Origin of the sequence: Maribacter halichondriae (assembly GCF_027474825.1) — a bacterium.
In the GTDB taxonomy this organism is placed as follows: Bacteria; Bacteroidota; Bacteroidia; order Flavobacteriales; family Flavobacteriaceae; genus Meishania; species Meishania halichondriae.
On sequence record NZ_CP107030.1, the window covers coordinates 1,540,549 to 1,561,957 of the forward strand.

A 21,409-nucleotide genomic window follows, 5' to 3' on the forward strand; every position below is an offset into this window, starting at 1 on the left:
TACGGGACACCATGTTGCGCATGGTTTTTTATCCGTAAATATTTGGATTCGTTAATATACCGGCAAGAATGTTGGAAGCCACATCTGTTCCGAATTTTTTAAGCTTGTCAACAATTTTAGTTTTCTTTTCGTTAACGTCAACATCTTTACTTTCTATAATTTTTTGCAGTTCTTTTAGTTGTTTACCCGTTAATTCGTCTTGAATTGAATCTATTATAAGGTTTAGACTTATTTTAGTTTCTTGATTTTGAGTGATGTTAATATTCATTTTATCATTATCCGAAGATATTTTATCAGGCAATCCAAATCTTTCAATTTCTTTTATAAGTCCATCTATCAAATTATAAGATTTGGATTGCCTGATAAAATATTCTCTCCCCTCCCAAATAACTTATGTATTTTAATTCTTTGATTTGATTTTCAGGCTTGCTATCAGCCCCATAAATTCTTACAATGAGGTTTATTGCTTTGTTTTTCCAATTGGTTAATGAATGTGAATCTGAGATATCTTTTGCTTCCGTCTTTAATTCTTGTAATGCTTCTAAAACTGTTTCTATCATTTTTTTAGATTTTGCACAATTATGACATAAAAATACACTCATAAAACCTAACAAAAAAGACCTACAAGGTTGGAAAAACCTTGCGGGTCTGTATAAATATAAAACTTCGTACTTCTAATTTCGTACCTCGTACCTTAAATCACTCCCTGCGCCAACATCGCATCGGCTACCTTTACAAAACCTGCGATATTCGCTCCTTTGACATAGTTGCAGTAGCCGTCTTTCTCTTTACCATATTCGATACAGGAGTCGTGAATGTCTTCCATAATATCTTTCAATCTTTCATCAACTTCCTCACGGGTCCAGCTGATACGTAATGAGTTCTGCGACATTTCGAGTCCCGAAGTGGCCACACCGCCAGCGTTGGATGCCTTACCAGGTGCAAACAAAATCTGCGCCTTTTGAAATTCGTGTATTGCTTCTGGAGTTGAGGGCATATTCGCCCCTTCAGCAACGCACATACACTTGTTCTTAATCAAGGTTTTAGCACTCTTACCATCCAACTCATTTTGGGTTGCGCAGGGTAATGCGATATCACATTTTACCTCCCATGGTATTCCTCCACTCACAAATTTGGCTGATTTGTACTTTTTGGCATACTCAGAAATTCGTCCTCTCTTGTTATTTTTCAAATCCATGACATAGGCCAACTTTTTCTTGTCGATACCTTCCTCATCATAAATATATCCTCCTGAATCAGAAAGTGTTACCACTTTACCGCCTAAGTGAAGTACCTTTTCGGCTGCAAACTGTGCAACATTGCCAGAACCGGAAATCACAACGGTCTTACCTTCAAAGTCTTCACCTTTGGTTTTTAACATGCTTTGGGCAAAGTATACTGTTCCGTATCCCGTTGCTTCGGGTCTAATTTTTGAACCTCCCCAGGAAAGTCCTTTACCGGTAAGTACACCCGTAAATTCATTACGCATTTTCTTGTACATTCCAAAAAGGAAACCTATTTCTCGCGAACCTACTCCGATATCACCGGCAGGTACGTCGGTATTCGGACCGATATGACGACATAATTCGCTCATGAACGCATGGCAAAAACGCATTACCTCATCATCGGATTTTCCTTTTGGGTCGAAATCGGAACCTCCTTTTCCACCTCCCATAGGTAATGTGGTCAAGCTGTTCTTGAATACTTGTTCAAAGGCCAAGAACTTCAAAATACTGGCATTTACCGATGGATGAAAACGCAATCCACCTTTATAAGGTCCGATTGCCGAGTTCATTTGAATTCGATACCCCCGGTTTACATGAATTTCACCATTGTCATCGACCCATGAAACGCGAAACGAGATTAAACGTTCGGGTTCTACCATGCGCAACAGAATGTTTTTACCGCTATATATTTTTTTCTGGCTATATACGGAATGATCGTTTCCGCCACTTCTTGTACCGCTTGGATAAATTCAGGTTCATGACCATTTCTGATCTTGACTTCCTCCATAAATCCATCGATTTTTGCTTGCATTTTTGCGTCCATAAAGTCTAAGGAATAAATTGTTTCCCTTTGGCTAGCCTCAGGGTTGGTTATTGAATTTAAGATATAACGGCAAAATTATGGTATTTCGATAATTCTAGGGCTATTTTTTTAAAAATTTGATAAAATTCTATCTGATTGCCTGCTCTAGGTCAGCGATAAGATCATCCAAATCTTCGATACCTACGCTCAATCGGATCAAGGCATCAACAACCCCGCTTTTTTCCCGTTCTTCTTTCGGAATGCTCGCGTGTGTCATACTCGCTGGGTGGCCCGCCAAACTCTCTACCCCGCCCAAGGATTCGGCCAAGGTAAATACTTGAAGTTTTTCCACGATTTTTATTGCATCTTCAAAATTGCTTCCCTTGGTAATGAAGGAAATCATACCACCGAATCCGTTCATTTGATCTTTGGCTACTTGATGATTCGGATGATTTTCAAAACCAGGCCAATAGACCTTCTCGATTTTAGGATGTTTGGCCAGATACTTGGCGATAGCTTCCCCATTTTCACAATGCCGCTGCATACGAACATGTAAGGTCTTGATTCCGCGTAGCACCAAAAAACTATCCATGGGCCCACAGACGGCACCACTTGCATTCTGGATAAAATAGAGCTGGTCGGCCAGTTCTTTATCCTTGACAACCAAGGCTCCAACGACCACATCACTATGGCCGCCCAAATATTTGGTTGCGGAATGCATAACAATGTCGGCCCCTAAATCCAAAGGTCTTTGTAAATAGGGGGTCGCAAAGGTATTATCGACCGCCAAAAGAAGATTATTTTTTTTGCAAGCCGTGAAACGGCTTTTATATCGATAATATTCATCATAGGGTTGGTCGGCGTCTCTACCCAGATAAGCTTCGTATTCGTATTGATACGTTTTTCAATTTCATCGATATTTTGCATGCCAACAAAATGAAAGGTAATACCGAATTTTTCGAATACTTTTTTGAACAGTCGATAACTGCCGCCATAGAGGTCATTTGTCGAGATCACTTCATCGCCCGGGTTCAATAATTTTATAACGGCATCCATGGCCGCTAATCCGCTAGCAAAGGCTAGACCATAATTTCCATTTTCTATACTTGCCAAGGAATTTTCCAACGCTGTACGGGTGGGGTTGGCACTACGTGAGTATTCGTAGCCTTTATGTCCGCCTGGAGTGCTCTGTGCATAGGTAGAGGTTTGATAAATTGGAGGCATTACCGCACCATAAGCTTTATCAGGCCGTTGCCCACCATGAATCGTTTTACTATTGAATTTTAAGTCTTTATCCCTCATATAGTATAATTAACACCACAAATGTATAGTTATCTTACGGAGAATACAACGGAGTTGTACTTTTGTACCAACCTAATACCGCCCCCAATGAAATTTCAAATTGTTTTTGTGCTTTGTTTTGTATTTCTGCTAAGTTGTAAGAATGATGAAAAGCTTACTTTCGAACCGGTTCAAATAACAAGTAACTCGTGTGCGGACTGCCCAAAGGTCGACATAAGCATTCCGAAAGTTCTTGAAAATTCCAAAATCGGACGCACTATCGAAACCGCATTACAGGAAGAAATCATCTTTCTGCTCACTTTTGATGAGGAAGTCGATGCTAAATCCATTAAAGAGGCCATACAATCCTTCAATAAAGGCTATATGGACCTCAAAGAATTATATTCGGATGAAAGTGTGGGTTGGGAAGCGAATATAGCGGGCAAAGTTACTTTTGAGGACCAAAATAGATTGACCATACTACTGGATTCATATATTTTTACCGGAGGCGCCCACGGATACAGCGGGAAAAGATTTTTAAACTTCGGCAAGAAAAAAGGAAAAGAACTTGAAACCTGGGAAATTTTCAAAAATATGCCTGAATTTGAAGATTTTGCCGAGGAAAAATTCCGTGAGCAAGAAAATATTGCTTTGGATAGAGCCATCAACAGCACCGGCTTCATGTTCGAAAATGATGAATTTTACCTTCCTGAAAATATTGGGTTTACCGAAGAAGGACTTCAACTATTGTACAATCAATATGAGGTTGCTTCGTATGCTGATGGACCAATTGTCCTGACATTATCCTACAATGATATCAATGCGTTTTTGAACACGAAAGTCAAGTCGTAGCCCTTATTCACTTACGGCTTTTTGAAGGGCCAATATTGCTCCCAGATGCAATCCCTCATGAAATATGTTAAACGCCAACGCATCATCAATGTTCCGTAAAGTCACATTGGCGCTGGTCGTATATTCATTGTATTCTTTGAAAAGACCGGCTTCATAATCTTTTTCTGCCCATTCCACAGTCGAGAACAAAAACCCCTCGATCATTTTGATTTCTTCATCGGTAGCCGTTCCGTCTGGCACCGTTCCCTTTCGAAATTTGTCCACTAATTCTTGAGTAACTCGAACCTGCAAACCACTCATCTTATAAACCAATAATTGTTGGGTTACGACTACATGGACAATGTTCCACCAAATATTGTTTCGGAAGCCTTTGGGTATTTTCAGCAATTCATCTTTAGATGTCACGCTCAAAATCTTATGAAGTATTTTTCGGTTCTGCAAAGTAATATCGAAGAGTTTTTCCAAAATATGCTTTTTAATGTGGATGCCAAAAATAGTACAATTGAACGGAATTGGGTTTCTTTGTACCTCACTTTTAAAAAGCAATTCTCTGTCAGTTCGAGCGCAGTCGAGACACGTATGGTAAAGGTTCTCGACTGCGCCCGAATTGACAGCAATACAACTATTTACGGTATTGCCTATCAACATGAAGACTATTTGAAACGAAAAAACGACGTATGAAAAAAATCTACCATCTAAGCACCTGCGACACCTGCCAACGCATCATCAAAGAGTTGCAACCCCTTGACGGTTTCGAATTGCAGGATATCAAGACCGAAGCCATGACTAAAGAACAGGTTGAAGAAATGCATAAACTTGCAGGAAGCTATGAAGCCCTTTTCAGCAAACGCGCAAGATTGTACCGCGAAAAAGGTTTGAACGAAAAACAACTTTCAGGAACCGATTTTAAAAACCTCATTTTAGAACATTACACCTTTCTAAAGCGACCTGTAATTTTTGTAGACGATACCATATTCATAGGTAACAGTAAAAAGGTAGTAGAAGCTGCCAAAGCTGCCATACATTCTTGAGTAAGCGAACCTTCGCCATATTAGCCGCTATAGGTGCAACCACCATTTACGCTCTGAACCATACTATTGCAAAGGGCGTGATGCCCCATTATGTGCAACCTTTTGGATTTATCATTTTCCGGGTTTGTGGAGCAGCTTTTTTATTTTGGATTATCTCAATTTTCGGCCCCAAGGAAAAAATAGAAAAAAGAGATTATTTGCGGATGCTTGTCTGCGCCATATTAGGAATGGGTATCAATATGTTGGTATTCTTTAAAGGCCTCTCGCTTTCCACACCTATTAATAGTGCGGTTTTGGTCACCACCACGCCTATCATTGTTCTAATCCTTTCCGCGGTTTTTATCAAAGAACGGGTTTCAGGTCGAAAAATTTTCGGCATCACAATAGGACTTTTAGGCGCGCTTGGTTTGATTCTATTCAGTTCTGAAATCAGGCAAGATGCACCCAACATTCCGCTGGGGAATTTCCTGATCCTAATGAACTCGGTTTTCTATGGTTCTTATCTAATTATCGTTAGGCCCTTGCTCGACAAATACCATCCATTTACATTTATGAAGTGGCTTTTCACTTTGGGAATATTGTTGGTGTTGCCCTTCGGATACCGAGAATTCATGGAAATCGATTTTACCAACCTACCGATGGACGCGATTTGGAGCATTGTTTTTGTAATAGTAGGCACAACGTTTTGCACCTATCTATTTAACATTTTTGCTTTGACCCAATTGAAGGCTTCAACCTTAAGTGCCTTTGTTTATATACAACCGTTGATCGGCATTCTTTATGCCACCGCCACTGGAAAAGACAGTTTGACCACTTTAAAAATATTGGCAGCCTGTCTGGTGTTGCTAGGCGTTTACTTGGCCAGCAGAAAACCAAAGCCACGAACTCAAGGATAAAACAAAATCTGTTGGGATTTTTACCCAAATAAACTTAACTGCTTGTTTTGAGGAGCTTTGGCAAAACCATAAATACTTCGACCACCATATTTATAAGATTCATCATTCTCCTTTTTAATCAGGGCATCGAAGTTCGTATTTGGCGTAAAGCCTTTTTCAGCTTTTTGGGAAAGAACGGTCAGCTTTTTAATGGCTTTGAGTTTATCGGAATTTCCAATATTTGCTCGGTGCACGGCATTTTTTAAGGTAGCTATGGTTTCATCATACACTTTGGTCGGCACTGGAAACGGAGTTGCGTCTTTTCCGCCGTGGGCAAAAGCAAATCGCGCAGGGTCCGAAAAGCGCGATGGTGTACCATGAATGATTTCACTGACCAACGTCAAGGACTGAAGCGTTCTTGGCCCAAGACCTTTCAACAATAATAAATCCTCAAATTTCTGGGTCTCGTTTTCTTGCGCCAGCCACAAAATACTGCCCAACCGTTTCATGTCGACATCCTTGGGTTTAATATGATGATACACCGGAACCAACAAATGTGGCAGTTCTTTTAGTATTTTATCGGGATGTTCTTTCGCAATTTCTAAAATACTTTGTTTCGTAGGCAGCGCATTTTTGTGGGTCAGGTTCAAAATATTCCCTTGATTCTTGCCACACACAGCGGTGTGTGGTTCTTCAACAAAGGATTTTAGATTTTCCGAATGCCAGTGATATCTGCGAGCCATACCGTTGGTGTTGTGCATGCCTTGTTGAATGACCGACCATTTGCCCGTATCGCCAACGATGAAACTATGAATGTATAGATTGAAGCCATCTTGTAATGCAGTATTATCGACTTTAGCGCTGAGCTTGCTACATTTCGCCAGATGGTTGCCATCGAGCCCAGTTTTGTTGCCTACCTCAAGTAATTCTTGCGGGGTTCTTGTAGATTGCTTTCCTTTTCCTCCGCAAACATAAAGTCCCAATTGTTTTGAAACGGGGTTTATGGACTGTTTCAGCACGTTCAAAACAGTAGTCGTAACTCCAGATGAGTTCCAATCCATACCGATGACCGAACCGAAGCTTTGGAACCAAAACGGGTCTGAAAGACGTTCCAAAAAATCATCCTTGCCTTTTTGCTCAATAATGGCCTCGACAATCGGAAGGGTCAACTGCTTCATGCGACTGAAGAGCCATATGGGAACGGCTCCGCCATGTAGTAATAAATCAGCCGTGCCTGAACGTTTCATATTATTGGAATTTATCCAAATATATGGATTTTTTCCATAAAAAATAATTGATTTAAAGAGAAATATCCTTCGGGGTTTTAGCAAACTTCCTAGTATCTTCTTTTGTCAAAATTTTGAAACCTTCAGGTTTTTCGACCGTAGTGAATATTTCGAGCAAATCTTCCGGAAGGGAAATAAGTCCATGTGATTTCAAACTCATCCATGCACCCATCATTTCGCAATGGGCCACATTCTTGCCATTGGCATCATAAAAGTTATGGTGGAATTCGAAGAACTTTCCATCTTCGCTCATTCCGGCAACCTCTAAAGAAACCTTTATCGGCCGTCCGGGAAACACTTCCTTAAAATAATAAATGTGCTCGTAAAAAACCACCGGACCGATTTGGTGTTCGGCGAATGTTTTTTGGTCGAAGCCAAGTGTTTGTAGAAAGGCCATTCGGGTATGGCTCATAAAATTGACATAGGCACTATTGGCCAAATGACGGTTCGCATCGACATCGCTCCACCGGACTTCGAATTCTTTTAAGTACATCGTATCGAGATTATTTTATTATGCATGCATAGGAATCACAAAAATACCATAGTTTTGGAAAAGCACACCGATATACTTAGAATTAATGAATAAATTTAGAATCAAAATTAGAGCCTTATGAATCAAAAGCCCGCTTTTATAAAAGAACTTTCATTGCCCGCAATCGCCGCCCCGATGTTCCTGATTTCAGGACCCAAATTGGTCGTCGAATGTTGTAAAAATGGTATCGTAGGCACCTTTCCCGCATTGAACCAAAGAACAAGCGAAGGTTTTGAGGATTGGCTCGTTGAAATAAAGTCGGAACTTCAAAAATTTGAAGAAGAAACAGGTAAAAAGGCTGCCCCTTTCGGAGTGAACTTAATCGTGCATCCAACGAATCCCAGATTAGAGGCCGATATCAAATTATGTGTCAAACATCAAGTACCCATTATCATCACCTCTCTAGGTGCCGTTTCGATGGTCGTAGATGCCATTCATAGTTACGGCGGATTGGTCTTTCATGACATTATAAAAAAGAGACACGCGGAAAAAGCTCAAGAAGCCGGCGTAGACGGATTGATTTTGGTGGCCGCCGGTGCAGGAGGGCACGCAGGAACTATAAACCCAATGACCTTGGTAGCAGAAATCAAGAAATTTTTTCATAAAACAATTATTCTTTCCGGCTGCATCAGTACCGGTCGAGATATCGCTTCTGCTTTACAGATGGGAGCCGATCTGGCTTATATGGGCACCCGTTTTATCAATACAGATGAGGCCAAAGCTCCGGATGAATACAAGAAAATGATTATTGACGCAGGTGCCAATGACGTCGTTTATACCGCTGCTATTTCTGGGGTACACGCCAATTTCTTAGGCGCAAGCCTAAAAGCTGCGGGACTTACCGAAGAGGATTTAAAAAAAGACCGAAAAATAGATTTCGGAAAAGAACTTGATACAGAGGCCAAAGCATGGAAGACAATTTGGTCGGCCGGGCAGGGTTCGGCTTTGATCGATGATTCCTTGCCCATTGCCGAACTTGTGGACCATTTGAAATCGGAATTTAAAGCTGCTATTGAAGAACAGATTAAAGTTTTGGAAACCTATCCTAAATAATCTATACTCTCATCCTGAGCGCAGCCGAAGGGCTACGTAGCTTTGGGCCCTTCGGCTGCGCTCAGGATGACATTTTTGTCGGACAACACTCTTTTTCTCAGTTAGAATATGCCAATAAGCCCTTCATCTTATAATCCGTCTTTTTTATTCAAAAACGGACATTTTTCGACGATTTATAGCGGATTATGGCGAAAAATCAATGATTTTCAGCAAAAACGCGAGCGAATCGATTTGCGCGATGGCGACTTTTTGGACTTGGATTGGAGTTTTTCCGAACAACCTTCCGAAAAAGTCGTTATTCTTTTGCATGGTTTGGAAGGCCACGGACAGCGGCCCTATATCACAGGCAGTGCCAAGACGTTCAATGCTTCCGGATATGATGCTTGTGCTGTAAATTTCCGGGGCTGTAGTGGCGAGACAAATCGATTATTCCGCTCGTATCATTCCGGGGCTACAGAGGATTTGGATGCCGTAGTGCAACACATCCTAAGTGAAAAAGAACACACAGAAATCTATATCAAAGGGGTCAGTCTCGGCGGCAATATGGCGTTGAAATATGTTGGGGAAGACCGGGAAATCCCAAAAGAAGTAAAGGCGGTAATAGGTATATCCGTTCCGTGCGATTTGCACAGTTCTTTGAAGGAATTATTGAAACCTAAAAATTACCCTTATTCCTTAAGGTTCAAAAAACACTTGACCGATAAATTATGGTTGAAGTTGCCTTTGTTCCCCGATAATATTTCCAAATTGGATATCAAAAATATAAGAACGCTAAAAGATTTCGACACTATTTATACCAGTAAGGCCCACGGCTTTAAAGATGCCTTGGATTATTATGAAAAATGCAGTTGCCTACAATTTCTTGCGAGTATCAAAGTACCTTCCTTGATTATCAATGCCACGAACGATTCGTTCTTAGGCCCCGAATGCTACCCGTATAAGGAAGCTCGAGAAAATGAAAATCTATATTTGGAAACCCCGAAATTTGGCGGACACGTTGGTTTCCATGATTCCGAAAATTTGTATTATTCTGAAAAAAGAGCGATAAAATTTCTTGAAGAACGTATTTAGATTTTGCTATTCCTTATATTAGTAGCATAAACCGATGTCGAATCGGATTCGGCATAAAAATCTGCATACATGAAAAAAGTACTCATTGCCATAGCTCTTGGAGGTCTGACGATCGGCTGTGGCGGAAAAGAAAAAAAGGAAGAGGAGAAAGAAGGTTTTGAAATGAGCCGCACCAAGGCCGAAGATAAAAAAGAAGCCGTTTCAGAGGGCGTACCCGTTGATATGGACAATGACGGTGTCGGGCCGTATGGCGATATCACGTTCCCAGATGAAATCGATTCGGAAATGGCCGCTGCCGGCGAGGCAAAATTCAACGCCATCTGTACTGCCTGCCACATGGCCGAACAACGTATGATAGGCCCCGCCCTAAAAGGGGTGTATGACAGAAGAAGTCCGGCTTGGGTTATGAACATGATTGCCAACCCCGACGGAATGCTTAAAGAAGATCCGATTGCCAAGGCACTTCTTAAGGAATACAACAACGCCATTATGTTGAACCAAAACCTTTCCGAGGAGGATACAAGAGCCGTTGCGGAGTATTTGCGGACGTTGTAAACTTATGAATTGTGAAAACAAACTGCCTATCTAGCAATGCATAGATAGGCAGTTTCATATATGACCAAGACCGTTTCAAATTTAAACTATGAAAACTTGGATTTCGATTTTAACAATTCTCATCATATTTGCTTCCTGCACGGAAAAAACAACTCTAAAAAATCAAAAACTTGACGTACAAATCATCCCCACACCCAAAAAAATGGTGTTGGAAGAAAAGGCGTTGGTACTCGATTTGAATAGCGGCATTACAAGCACCGATAAGAAGCTTGGGCCTTTTCTAGAACTTTTCCAGTCTGAGCTTCAAACCCTGACAGGTTTTGGATGGCCCATTGTAACCGACAAAGACCAAGCTGCGATTACCTTTCAGATTGCCAAAAACCAGGCCGAAGATGAATATCGTATTGCCATAGACAATTCCGTTTTGGTCAATGCAGGCAGCTTTCAAGCGCTTGCCATGGCCCGCACCACTTTGTTGCAATTGGCAAAGGTCGATGGCGAGGAACTTTTGTTCCCGCAATTGACATTGAACGATTCTCCCGATGCAAAATACCGTGGTTTGCTTATCGATCTCGCCCGCAGTTGGCATTCTATGGAAACGGTAAAAAAACTGATTGATTTGGCTTCCTATTACAAGACTAATTATATACAACTCCATTTTACCGACGACCAGTCGTATACGCTGCCGTCGAAAAAATATCCCAAGCTCCCAACGCCCGGCCGCCATTATTCCTTTGAAGATTTGGAGGAATTGGAAAGCTATTCGCAGCTGCGAGGCGTAACGATTATTCCTGAACTTGAAATGCCGGGGCATGCAAAATCTTTTATCGATGCCTATCCGGAAATCTTCGGGATAAAGGATGTTGAGGAGAATCCATATATCATCAATATGGGGAAGGAAGAAGTCTATAGCGCACTGGAAGAACTCATTGCTGAAATCACCCCCATTTTTAAAGCCTCGCCCTACTTTCATATTGGTGGCGACGAAGCGCGATTTACCAAAGTGATGGACGACCCCGAGGTCACGAAGTATATGAAGGAAAACAATCTGGGCAACGAAGAAGTCCACGAACTCTATCGCCATTTTTTGGTGCGGATGAACGAAGTCGTTAAAAAATATGGGAAGCAAACCTGCATTTGGGAAGGCTTTGCCAGAGCGGGAAACATCAAGATTCCGAAGGATATGATCGTGTACGAATTTGAATCATTATACCAATTGCCCAACGAACTGATCGAAGATGGTTATACTCTCGTGAACGCTTCTTGGAAACCGCTGTACGTGGTCAACGAAAAAAAGTGGGAACCAAAAACGATTTATGACTGGAACCTATGGCGTTTTCAAAACTGGTGGTCAAGATCCCCGCCACCGAAAATCCGATTCAGTTGGAAGAAACCGACCAGATCATCGGTGCTCAAATGTGTACGTGGGAGCAGCCGCAAAAAAGTGAATTTACAAGTTTGCGCAAACGGCTTCCGGTCATGAACGAACGTATTTGGAATACCAAGGAGAAAATTCCATTCGAAGAATTTATACAGCATTTGGAAAGTACAGATTCCAAATTATCGGTTTTGGCAAACGACTCGGAACAAGACAGTTTGTTGATCGGACATAATCACAAGGAGCCTGAAGAATAGAGCTATTTCAAGTATGATTGTAACAATATTTGGTTTATGGCCACTAACCGTTTAATAACCTGAATAATGAATAAGGAACCGAACGAATTTTTCAGTTCCCCAGCCCTAAAGGGAGGAAAAATTCTTCGGTAAATAATCAAAATCCAGAAAATCCTTTCCCTTTAGGGTCAGGGCAATAGGATTTTCGGCCACATTGCGATTATCCATTATTTTAGCCAAATGGCCCTTACCATCTATATTAAACCGATTTCATGAAAATATTGACCAAAGGGGAATATTACGGAGAGAAGCGATTGGAGTTGGACAATAAGGGAATCGTACTGTCAGAATACGATTATCAATTGCCCAAAACCGATTGGCATTATCATGAAAACCCCTATTTCATGTACATCATCGAGGGCAACGTTTATGATGTCAACAAAAAAAGGACCACCAACTGTACCCCGGGAAGTCTTCTGCTACACAATTGGGACGAAACGCATTATAATAGTAAAGCATCATCTACTGCCCGAGGATTCCATATCGAATTCGAAAGGGAATGGTTCGATCAGAAAAAATTAGATGTCGATCTTTGGGAAGGCAGCCATCTCATCCACAACCCGAAAATGCACCACTTGTTGGGTAGGCTTTATTTTGAATTCAAATGTCAAGACGAATACTCCGAACTATCCATAGACCTATTGCTTCTTGAACTTTGTGAGACAAGTCAAGCTGATAAAAAATTGGCCTTTTTGGATACTCCTGTATGGGTCGAAACATTAAGGGAATTATTGCACGAGCATGATTTACATAATTATAGCTTGGCCGAACTTTCTTCGATATTAGGCGTGCATCCTGTTCACATTTCAAGGGCCGTGCCCAAGTATTTTTCGGTTACTTTAGGAAATTATATCCGTCAGCAAAAAACAAAAAAGGCCATGGGTTATCTGTACGACCCCAACTATTCACTGACCGAAATAGCATATCTGTGTGGGTTTGCCGACCAAAGCCATTTTACCAGAACGTTCAGATCGTTTTTTGAAATGACCCCCAAAGAATTCAGGGTTCGTCTTTGATGTTAATATCGTTCTATTTAACCTAAAGGTGCGGTCTTACCTTTGAGCTCATCAAAAAACGTATAGATCATGTCAAAAACAATTTCATTCTTACTTTTCTTCTTTATCGGGAATATCATTTTCGCCCAAATCGACTTTTCAGAAACCCATTTAAAAACGATGCCGCTATTGACCACTATGGATTCTTTGGTAAAAGATGGAAAGTATGAAAATATTACGAGTATCCTCATCGCCAAAGATGGAAAACTTCTTTTTGAGAACTATTATAATGATAACGACCGGAGTTCAAAACACAATACCCGATCCGCCACAAAGAGCATAGCGACACTCTTAACGGGAATCGCTATCGACAAGGGATTTATAAAATCGGAAAACGATAAAATATTCGATTACTTAAAGCATAAAATGCCTGTCGAGCATCCCGATCCTCGTAAGGCGGAAATTACTATCGAAGACCTTTTGACCATGAGTTCGATATTAGAATGTGATGACAACAACAGTTTTTCAAGGGGCAATGAAGAGCGAATGTATATCATCGAAGACTGGGCCAAGTTCTTTGTAGACCTTCCCATAAGGTCGTATCCTTTTGGTCCCAAACCCGAAGAAATGCCCTATGGCCGATCTATGAGTTATTGCTCGGCCGGTGCCGCAGCATTAGCTGAAATTGTACAAACCGCCATCGGAAGCAGCGCGGAGGAATTTCTAAAAGAAAATCTATTCAAGCCTTTGGAAATCCAAAATTACAAACCGCACTACACGCCCACAGGAACATTGAATACAGCGGGGGGTAGTGAATACCAAAGTAGGGACTTCTTGAAATTAATACAATTGTGTTTGCAAAAAGGTACTTGGAACGGACAAAATATCATCTCAAAGGAATGGGTCGAAAAAGCAACCACCCCAAAAGCGAATGCGTGGGAAGGTATGGACTACGGCTATCTTTTTTGGCTTAGAAAATATGATAGGGCGAAATGCTTCGCCATGGCCGGAAATGGTGGGAACAAAATTATGGCTTTTCCCGAATTGGGCGTTACCGTTGTGCTGACCTCGACGAATTACAACAATCGTAATGCGCACAATTACACCGATGAGCTTTTGGAAAAATATATTATTCCGGCTATGAAGTTATAATTCCCAAAGATTGAAGGGTCGTGTGATTTTGGAGTCGTCATCTTTTTTTACTCGATCTACGACCACTTTATAGGTGGGATCTTCCAAAACATTCACTTCGATGATATCATCGGCGTCTTCCAAAAGCTGGATACAATCTTTGCTCAAATGCCGTAGGTGGACTTTCTTGCCTGCTTTTTTATAGCGTTCGGTAATTTTATTGAGGGCCTCGATACCTGACATATCGGCGACTCGGCTTTCCTTAAAATCAATAATGACCTCATCGGGATCGTTCTGAATATCGAACTTTTCAGCGAACAAAGTTGTGGAGCCAAAGAACAGGGGGCCGTAGATCTCATAATGTTTGATTCCATGCTCATCCACATATTTTCTGGCACGGATGCGTTTCGCGTTTTCCCAAGAATAGGCCAACGCGGAGATAATCACGCCAAGTAAAACCGCCACCGCCAGGTTATGCGTAACCGCTGTAATCAAAGTGACCAAGACCATAACGACTACATCAGACTTCGGCATCTTTCCAAAAGTCTTAAAACTCGCCCATTCAAACGTTCCGATGGCGACCATGAACATCAGGCCGACCAATGCGGCCATTGGCAATTGCTCTATCAAGCTTGATCCGAACATGATGAATACCAACAACATTACAGCAGCTGTAATTCCTGAAAGTCTAGCTCTAGCCCCTGAAGAAGTGTTGATCAAACTCTGCCCGATCATGGCGCAACCGCCCATTCCTGATAAGAATCCTGAAAGAATATTCGCAGTTCCTTGGGCCACACATTCTTTATTGCCGCTACCACGCGTCTCTGTTATTTCATCTATGATATTCAGTGTCAAAAGACTTTCTATCAACCCAACCCCTGCCACGATTGCTGCGTAGGGAAAAATAATCTTTATGGTTTCTAAAGTCATGGGCAGTTGTGGTATAGAAAGAGGTGGAAAGCCCCCTTGATAGTTTCTCCCGCGCCTATGGTATCGGCCACGGTCAAGGTATCGACACCAAAACCGATTACGATCGCAGAAACGACCACAATAGCCAACAAGGAAGACGGAATCGCCTTTGTCAATTTCGGGAAACCCCAAATGATCAGCATGGTTAAAAGTGTCAGCCCTAACATCACGAACATGGGTGTTCCGCTCAACAAACTATCAGTTCCCTTTTCATAGAAATTTGGGAATTGCGCCATGAAGATGATAATGGCGAGTCCGTTTACAAATCCGAACATTACCGGATGCGGCACGAGACGGATAAATTTTCCTAACCTCAAAACACCAGCCAATATTTGCAAAGCTCCAGCTAAGATTACCGTAGCAAAAACATAGTTTAGAATGGTTTCTGGTTCAATGCCCGGAAAGTTTCGTTTCAATTCTAAAATCAGTCCCACAAATATCACCGCTACGGCACCTGTGGCACCGGAAATCATTCCCGGGCGGCCACCTAAAATTGAAGTGACCAAACACAGTATGAATGCAGCATATAATCCTGTCAAAGGAGAAAATCCGGGAATTAGGGCAAAGGCGATCGCTTCTGGCACCAAGGCAAGTGCAACGGTAAGTCCCGAAAGAATTTCGGTCTTATAATCTACTTTTTGCTTAAAATCGAAAAGGTTCAGGTATTTTTTCATTTATGCTGAATTTATTTCAGTATGACCATGGGATTTTAAGCGGGCAAAAATAGGGTTAATTGAGGGATTAGCCGCAATGTCAAGATTTAAATTTGGCTGTCATTGTGGGGAGCTGAACGAATATTGAACACGCAACAAGGTCAAAAGCGACGCGGCAATCTGTTACATTTGAACATGAATGTAACAGATTGCCGCGCTACGCTCGCAATGACGATTTCGATTACCAGTCTTTCAACCCCAACAACTTCTCGCCCAACTCGTTCAATTTGGCAGTTTCGTATTTGGTCTGCTCCCATTTTCTAGGGTCTCCAGGGAAGGCGTAGCCTTCGGGGGCAATGCGATGTTTCCAAGAATTGATACGCCATTGTCTTAATTCCTCATTATCTTCTTCGGCAGGCATCATGGAAATATATTGTGCGATACGGACTTTATCCTTTGATTTATTAGGTCGAATACCATGCGGTTCGGTACTATTAAAAATGAGTAAATCACCAGCATTCATTTTGACTTTTACGATTTTATCCTCCAAATCAGAGATATCGGGCTGAAAACGGTCGCGGTCTTCGGGCTGGGTCAATTTCCAGGTATCATAATTTCTATAAAGCCACGGAATACATTGAAATCCACCCATGTTCTCGTCGGTCTGATCGGCAAGGGCCAAAACGCCCTGAACATTTTGCGGTCGGGTCTCAGGATCATAATCCCAATGAATGAATCCTTTTTTATCGACGCCCGGTTTTAATGGAAAGTTCAAATTAGCTCGGTCGATAGTGACCCAAAGCTTTTCGGTTCCCCAAACATCAACAAAGGCATCGTAGACTCGTTGCATTTGGCGGTTGTTCCAAAGGTGTTGGTTGTTGTATACTTCGACCATTCCTGTTCCGGTCAATTCTTTCATTTTCATTTCGGCGCGTGGAGGCGCATACCATGTTTCGGGGTCGTTAGGGTCTTTTTCATCGAATTCCCAAATAAAATCGGCGGTCGCTTTTGCCTGTGCTGAAGGGATGGCGTTTTTGATCAAGATATAACCGTTGTGCCTCCAAAAATCCCAATCTTCTTCGCTCAAAACCCGAAGCGGTTTTCCGTTGGAGCGGTCGTTCAATTTTATTTTACTGCTGGTTGCCGTTGATGGGTTTCCGGGAATCTCCTCATGGGCCTTGTTGGCCATTTCGATTTTTGAATTTGTCTGTTGCATGATATATCGCTTTAAAACTGTTTTTAATTTGATGAAGTAAAACTACTCCCAAATCATAATGGATGCCACCTTGATATTGACCTAAATTTGAACAATATTGACATTTAATATAATAATTGATTGCTTAAAAGGCAATTTTGTCTATTTTAAATAAATGAAAATTGAATTAGAAAGTATCAGTCCGCAGTCTAAAAGTCCGTTTCGGCTTTTACATGACCCTAAGCTAAATCATCTTTTTTATTGGCATTTTCATCCTGAATTTGAATTGGTGTACATTGAAGGAGCAAGCGGCACGCGCCATGTCGGCGACCATATTTCGCAATATGCCGAAAGTGATTTGGTCTTAATAGGTTCCAATATCCCGCATTTGAATTTTGACCACGGTGTGACAACGACTTATCGAAAAGAAGTCTTGCATATCAAGCCATCATACAAAGAAAATTTTATTTCACAATTTCCCGAATTACAAAGTTTGGACCGTTTGATCGAGCTTTCAAAATATGGGATTGCTTTTTCCGGGTCTACGAAAAAAGAAATTGGCATACTAATGAAAGAATTGCACGAGTTGCCGCCCTTCGAGTTTTTCATACAAGCGATGAACGTTTTAAAGAGACTTGCCCACAGCAAAGAATTTCAATTGTTGCATACGAAACCTTATATCAACCGATACAGTAAAAAAGAGCAAGAACGTATTCGTGAAATCTATTCATTTGTCGATGAGCGGTATCAAAACAAAATTACTGTTGAGGAAGTAGCCCAGATATGCAGTTTGACCAAGCCGGCTTTTTGTCGTTATTTCAAAAAATCAACAGGTAATACCTTTATCGGATTTCTGAACCAATACCGGATTAGCCAAGCAAAACGTTTATTATTAATGGGAAGGAACATCAGCGAAACCTGCTACGAATGTGGGTTTGAAAGTCTATCCTATTTTAACCGTACGTTCAAAAAAGTGACCGGTGAGAACCCGTCCGATTTTAAAAAAAGACTGTTAACGGATGGCGACTGATTTCAGTTTGCGTTAAAAAAAATACTAAAAGAGGCTGTATGCTGGTCATGTAATTTCTATCTTACCTTAAAATCAACTTATGAAAATGAAAAATATTATTATTCTATCAGGTCTATTTTTATTCCTCTTTACTTCTTGCGCACATCGATTGGTTGGAACATGGAATGTACAAAAATACGAACGAAAGACTCCTGGAGAAGAAGGCATGTCGGTCAGCAATATTGGCAAAATAACCTTTGACAAAAATGGTTCAGGAGAAAAGAACCTTGACTATTCGCTTTTGGGGATTTCTGCAAAGGACGTTACCCCCTTTCAATGGTCAGCAACGGATCAGTTCGTTACTATCGAGGGAGAAAATTCGGAGATTACCAAGACGTGGATCTATATCGAGAACAAATCCAAGTTTCAAAAATGGCAATCGACAGATGGTGCCAATAATGTGCAGACCTTGGAACTAGCAAAGGACTGAAATGGATATATTTAAAATCATGGAGTTTTCCGTCATCCTAAAAATGCTTTTGGCCGGGGTATGTATCTATGTTTATATTCTTATCATCACAAGAATTGCCGGAAAGCGCACCTTCGCCAAGATGAGTAGTTTTGACTTCGCCGTGACCATAGCCATGGGATCCATATTGGCCGATGCCGTAAACAAACCGGGCAGTAGTCTGATGCCCGCTTTTGTTTCGTTGGCAATTTTGGTCGCACTTCAAGTACTATTTGCTAAATTCAGGTCTTCATCGAACAAATTTGAAAAGGTGGTCTCGAATACTCCCATTCTATTAAATGACGGGAGCAACATTTTAAAAGACAATCTCAAAAGGGCTCTTGTCAGTGAAGCGGACTTAATGGGAAAAATACGCGAAGCGAACGTGCTACAGCTCTCACAGGTTAAAGCTGTGGTTTTTGAAACGACAGGGGATATTTCGGTTTTGCATACTACAAATGATGTAACCGTTGATGAAATTATAATGCAAGACGTAGACCAATAAGAAATCGGAAAAACTACAAACGAAAACCGCCCCGACACTACATCGGGGCGGTTTCCTAACTAAATAACCAACCAAAAAATCTTTACTTCGACGGCGCTCAGCATAACAGTCTCGGACTTTTATCTTTTTTAATATTTCTTTCTCCTATAATTGTCGTAATCTTTTGACTTTCATTACAGGATTCGAAGTTTTTTGTCTTTTCTTGACCGTCGAGCCCTTGCCCGATTTCAAGTACTGCTGATACCCTCTTCCTTTAAACTCATATACCGTTTCGCTACTTGGGTGGTACAGCTCGATTGTACTATCATTAATAACGTAGAGTTCAAAGTAATCATTGCCCATGGTATCATAAGCGAGTGTTAAAGTTTTAAGCGTTTCATCGTTTTCTACGTCGTACACCTGATAATCGCCCTCAAAATCCCATTGCAAATTGCTAACCGCTGTACCGGGAGCATCGATTGAGGACCTAAAAAAGGATGGAAGAAATTGTAAAAAGTTCTCATCATCAAAATCGTTCAAGGCACCTTCTTCACTGGCATAGGTCTTTTCCCAAGCATCGTATTCTTGAAGGAAATAGTTGATATTGTCATAGAAAACAAAGTCATAATCGAAGTTGTTGATGTTATATCCCTTCATATAATAAGACGTATCCGATCTAGAATCATAAAGTTCGATGGTGTTTCCGTTAACCGCAAAGACATCCAACAGCCAAAGTCCGTCAGCATCGTGGTCGATTTCTACGGTTCCGCGAAGGGTGCTGTAATAACCCACATCGATTCCGAAGCCGTTTCCGGTCTTACCGATTCCCACAATATTATTGTTGGCATATACGGTGCCTGTATCAAAAGAAATAGTAAAGGCACGTTGTAAAAATGGCACTTCCCCATTACCCTGGGTCGCATTAATATCGATATACCAAAGATCATACGACTGCAAAACCTGATCGGTATTGAATGCCGATTCCTCTATAAAATCGTCATGAACAATTGTTTCTGTATAACAGGATGTTATTAAAGTTCCGATGAGCGCCAGCCCGAATAGTAGTTTTGCTTTCATAATAAAAGGTGTTCAAATTCGAATTTTATAAAACAAGGATTGTGCCGTTATTTGCAACTATTTGAAAATCAATCTGTAAGGCGTTGCCTCAATTTTTAATTACATTTGACCGAATAATCATTTTGGTATGGATGAAGAATTACGTTTTGCTGTTTTGGGAGGCGGAAGCTGGGCGACGGCCATCGTAAAAATGCTGTGTGTCAATCAGGAAAAAGTGGGTTGGTATATGCGAAATTCAGATGCCGTAGGTTTTATAAAAATCCAGAAACACAATCCCAATTATTTGACTTCGGTCACTTTCGATATTAATAAATTAGATTTAACAGATGATATAAATTCGGCTGTTGAAAAAGCGGGTATTTTGATTTTCGCAATACCTTCCGCTTTTTTGAGTGACGAACTAAAAAAACTATCAACTTCCTTAAGGGATAAAATCATTTTTTCCGCAATAAAAGGTATCGTACCAGAATCTGGCCTTATTGTTGGGGAACATTTTCATGAAAAATACGATATTCCATTTGAGAATATCGGGGTCATTACAGGGCCTTGTCATGCCGAGGAAGTTGCCATGGAGCGATTGTCCTATTTGACAATAGCCTGTGCCGATAAAGAAAAGGCAAAGTTCGTAGCAAAAAATCTTGAAACCGATTATATCAAAACAAAGATTACGAAAGACATTATCGGTACCGAATATGCCGCCATGCTCAAGAACATTTATGCGATTGCCGCAGGTATTGCCCACGGATTGGGCTATGGCGATAACTTTCAAAGTGTTCTAATGAGCAATGCCATTCGTGAGATGAAACGTTATACGAAACGCATTCATAAAATCGACCGCAATATTAACGATTCAGCGTATTTAGGGGATTTGCTGGTAACGGGATATTCAACCTTTAGCCGAAATCGAATGTTCGGTAATATGATCGGTAAGGGCTATACCGTTAAAAGCGCACAGATGGAAATGAGTATGGTGGCGGAAGGGTATTATGCCACAAAAAGTGCGTTCGAACTTAAGTCAAAATTCAAGAAAAAAGTCAAAACGCCGATAATAGATGCAGTGCACGAAGTGTTGTACGAAGGAAAGAATGCGAAAAAGGTTTTTTCGGAATTGACCGATATGTTGGATTGAAAATAGTTTCCCTATCTTAGA

Annotated in this window: 21 protein-coding genes and 3 pseudogenes; 14 read left to right on the plus strand and 10 right to left on the minus strand. The window is 41.1% G+C overall.

The features are described from left to right. Nucleotides 1–28: 28 nt before the first annotated feature. The 4 genes and pseudogenes from N8A86_RS06970 to N8A86_RS06985 form a co-directional block, all read right to left on the minus strand. On the minus strand, nucleotides 29–340 hold the full coding sequence (locus N8A86_RS06970; protein WP_273568378.1) for a hypothetical protein: 312 nt from the start codon (nucleotides 338–340) through the stop codon (nucleotides 29–31). A gap of 1 nt (nucleotide 341) precedes the next feature. Further along, complete coding sequence (locus N8A86_RS06975; RefSeq protein WP_273568379.1) at nucleotides 342–560, minus strand: hypothetical protein; 219 nt, start codon at nucleotides 558–560, stop codon at nucleotides 342–344. Nucleotides 561–694: 134 nt separating this feature from the next. Beyond that, nucleotides 695–2,037: pseudogene (gdhA, locus tag N8A86_RS06980) on the minus strand (NADP-specific glutamate dehydrogenase). A 139-nt stretch (nucleotides 2,038–2,176) separates the two neighbouring features. Continuing rightward, nucleotides 2,177–3,330: pseudogene (locus N8A86_RS06985) on the minus strand (cystathionine gamma-synthase). A gap of 87 nt (nucleotides 3,331–3,417) precedes the next feature. On the opposite strand from N8A86_RS06985, the gene N8A86_RS06990 reads away from it, so the two are divergent. Beyond that, nucleotides 3,418–4,161 carry a DUF3298 and DUF4163 domain-containing protein gene (locus N8A86_RS06990; RefSeq protein ID WP_273568380.1) on the plus strand — a complete coding sequence of 248 codons (744 nt, stop codon included), beginning with the start codon at nucleotides 3,418–3,420 and terminating at the stop codon, nucleotides 4,159–4,161. 3 nt (nucleotides 4,162–4,164) lie between these two features. Here N8A86_RS06990 and N8A86_RS06995 read toward each other — a convergent pair whose 3' ends face one another. Further along, the gene (locus N8A86_RS06995; protein ID WP_337251766.1) at nucleotides 4,165–4,809 is read right to left on the minus strand and encodes a DinB family protein; all 645 of its coding nucleotides are present in this window, start codon (nucleotides 4,807–4,809) and stop codon (nucleotides 4,165–4,167) included. Nucleotides 4,810–4,838: 29 nt separating this feature from the next. Between N8A86_RS06995 and N8A86_RS07000 the strand changes: the two genes are divergently transcribed. Further along, on the plus strand, nucleotides 4,839–5,192 hold the full coding sequence (locus N8A86_RS07000) for an arsenate reductase family protein (RefSeq protein ID WP_273568381.1): 354 nt from the start codon (nucleotides 4,839–4,841) through the stop codon (nucleotides 5,190–5,192). Next, entirely contained in the window at nucleotides 5,189–6,088 is a 900-nt protein-coding gene (locus N8A86_RS07005) for a DMT family transporter (protein ID WP_273568382.1), read from the plus strand. Before N8A86_RS07000 ends, N8A86_RS07005 begins: the two co-directional genes overlap by 4 nt. 20 nt (nucleotides 6,089–6,108) lie before the next feature. Here the strand turns inward: N8A86_RS07005 and N8A86_RS07010 are convergent, their stop codons facing one another. After that, complete coding sequence (locus N8A86_RS07010) at nucleotides 6,109–7,314, minus strand: DUF763 domain-containing protein (RefSeq protein WP_273568383.1); 1,206 nt, start codon at nucleotides 7,312–7,314, stop codon at nucleotides 6,109–6,111. A gap of 52 nt (nucleotides 7,315–7,366) precedes the next feature. Next, complete coding sequence (locus tag N8A86_RS07015) at nucleotides 7,367–7,846, minus strand: acyl-CoA thioesterase (RefSeq protein WP_273568384.1); 480 nt, start codon at nucleotides 7,844–7,846, stop codon at nucleotides 7,367–7,369. 117 nt (nucleotides 7,847–7,963) lie between these two features. Here N8A86_RS07015 and N8A86_RS07020 point away from each other — a divergent pair, with 117 nt between their 5' ends. The 7 genes from N8A86_RS07020 (at nucleotide 7,964) to N8A86_RS07050 (ending at nucleotide 14,385) form a co-directional block, all read left to right on the plus strand. Next, complete coding sequence (locus N8A86_RS07020) at nucleotides 7,964–8,938, plus strand: NAD(P)H-dependent flavin oxidoreductase (RefSeq protein WP_273568385.1); 975 nt, start codon at nucleotides 7,964–7,966, stop codon at nucleotides 8,936–8,938. 108 nt (nucleotides 8,939–9,046) lie between these two features. Next, a complete protein-coding gene (locus N8A86_RS07025) occupies nucleotides 9,047–10,009 on the plus strand; it encodes a YheT family hydrolase (protein WP_273568386.1) in 963 nt (320 codons plus the stop codon). Between the two features lie 69 nt (nucleotides 10,010–10,078). Next, the gene (locus N8A86_RS07030) at nucleotides 10,079–10,564 is read left to right on the plus strand and encodes a c-type cytochrome (protein WP_273568387.1); all 486 of its coding nucleotides are present in this window, start codon (nucleotides 10,079–10,081) and stop codon (nucleotides 10,562–10,564) included. Between the two features lie 88 nt (nucleotides 10,565–10,652). After that, nucleotides 10,653–12,047, plus strand: coding sequence for a family 20 glycosylhydrolase (locus N8A86_RS07035; RefSeq protein ID WP_273568388.1), 1,395 nt, complete (start codon nucleotides 10,653–10,655; stop codon nucleotides 12,045–12,047). Then, on the plus strand, nucleotides 12,044–12,199 hold the full coding sequence (locus N8A86_RS07040; RefSeq protein ID WP_273568389.1) for a hypothetical protein: 156 nt from the start codon (nucleotides 12,044–12,046) through the stop codon (nucleotides 12,197–12,199). The genes N8A86_RS07035 and N8A86_RS07040 overlap by 4 nt, the downstream gene beginning before the upstream one ends. 251 nt (nucleotides 12,200–12,450) lie before the next feature. Beyond that, on the plus strand, nucleotides 12,451–13,254 hold the full coding sequence (locus N8A86_RS07045) for an AraC family transcriptional regulator (RefSeq protein ID WP_273568390.1): 804 nt from the start codon (nucleotides 12,451–12,453) through the stop codon (nucleotides 13,252–13,254). 69 nt (nucleotides 13,255–13,323) lie between these two features. After that, complete coding sequence (locus N8A86_RS07050; protein ID WP_273568391.1) at nucleotides 13,324–14,385, plus strand: serine hydrolase domain-containing protein; 1,062 nt, start codon at nucleotides 13,324–13,326, stop codon at nucleotides 14,383–14,385. On the opposite strand, the pseudogene N8A86_RS07055 reads toward N8A86_RS07050, so the two are convergent. Then, nucleotides 14,380–16,007: pseudogene (locus N8A86_RS07055) on the minus strand (SulP family inorganic anion transporter). The gene N8A86_RS07050 and the pseudogene N8A86_RS07055 overlap by 6 nt on opposite strands. Nucleotides 16,008–16,227: 220 nt before the next feature. Beyond that, nucleotides 16,228–17,202 carry a phytanoyl-CoA dioxygenase family protein gene (locus tag N8A86_RS07060; protein ID WP_273568392.1) on the minus strand — a complete coding sequence of 325 codons (975 nt, stop codon included), beginning with the start codon at nucleotides 17,200–17,202 and terminating at the stop codon, nucleotides 16,228–16,230. 154 nt (nucleotides 17,203–17,356) lie between these two features. On the opposite strand from N8A86_RS07060, the gene N8A86_RS07065 reads away from it, so the two are divergent. The 3 genes from N8A86_RS07065 to N8A86_RS07075 all read left to right on the plus strand — a co-directional run bounded on the left by N8A86_RS07065 (nucleotide 17,357) and on the right by N8A86_RS07075 (nucleotide 19,203). After that, nucleotides 17,357–18,211 (plus strand): helix-turn-helix domain-containing protein, encoded by an 855-nt coding sequence (locus tag N8A86_RS07065; protein ID WP_273568393.1) that lies wholly within the window; start codon nucleotides 17,357–17,359, stop codon nucleotides 18,209–18,211. Nucleotides 18,212–18,296: 85 nt separating this feature from the next. Next, on the plus strand, nucleotides 18,297–18,680 hold the full coding sequence (locus N8A86_RS07070) for a lipocalin family protein (RefSeq protein WP_273568394.1): 384 nt from the start codon (nucleotides 18,297–18,299) through the stop codon (nucleotides 18,678–18,680). Between the two features lies 1 nt (nucleotide 18,681). After that, nucleotides 18,682–19,203 (plus strand): DUF421 domain-containing protein, encoded by a 522-nt coding sequence (locus N8A86_RS07075; protein WP_273568395.1) that lies wholly within the window; start codon nucleotides 18,682–18,684, stop codon nucleotides 19,201–19,203. 144 nt (nucleotides 19,204–19,347) lie between these two features. Here the strand turns inward: N8A86_RS07075 and N8A86_RS07080 are convergent, their stop codons facing one another. Next, entirely contained in the window at nucleotides 19,348–20,259 is a 912-nt protein-coding gene (locus N8A86_RS07080; protein WP_273568396.1) for a nicotinic acid mononucleotide adenyltransferase, read from the minus strand. A gap of 127 nt (nucleotides 20,260–20,386) precedes the next feature. Between N8A86_RS07080 and N8A86_RS07085 the strand changes: the two genes are divergently transcribed. After that, nucleotides 20,387–21,388, plus strand: coding sequence for an NAD(P)H-dependent glycerol-3-phosphate dehydrogenase (locus N8A86_RS07085; RefSeq protein WP_273568397.1), 1,002 nt, complete (start codon nucleotides 20,387–20,389; stop codon nucleotides 21,386–21,388). The last annotated feature ends 21 nt before the right edge of the window (nucleotides 21,389–21,409 follow it).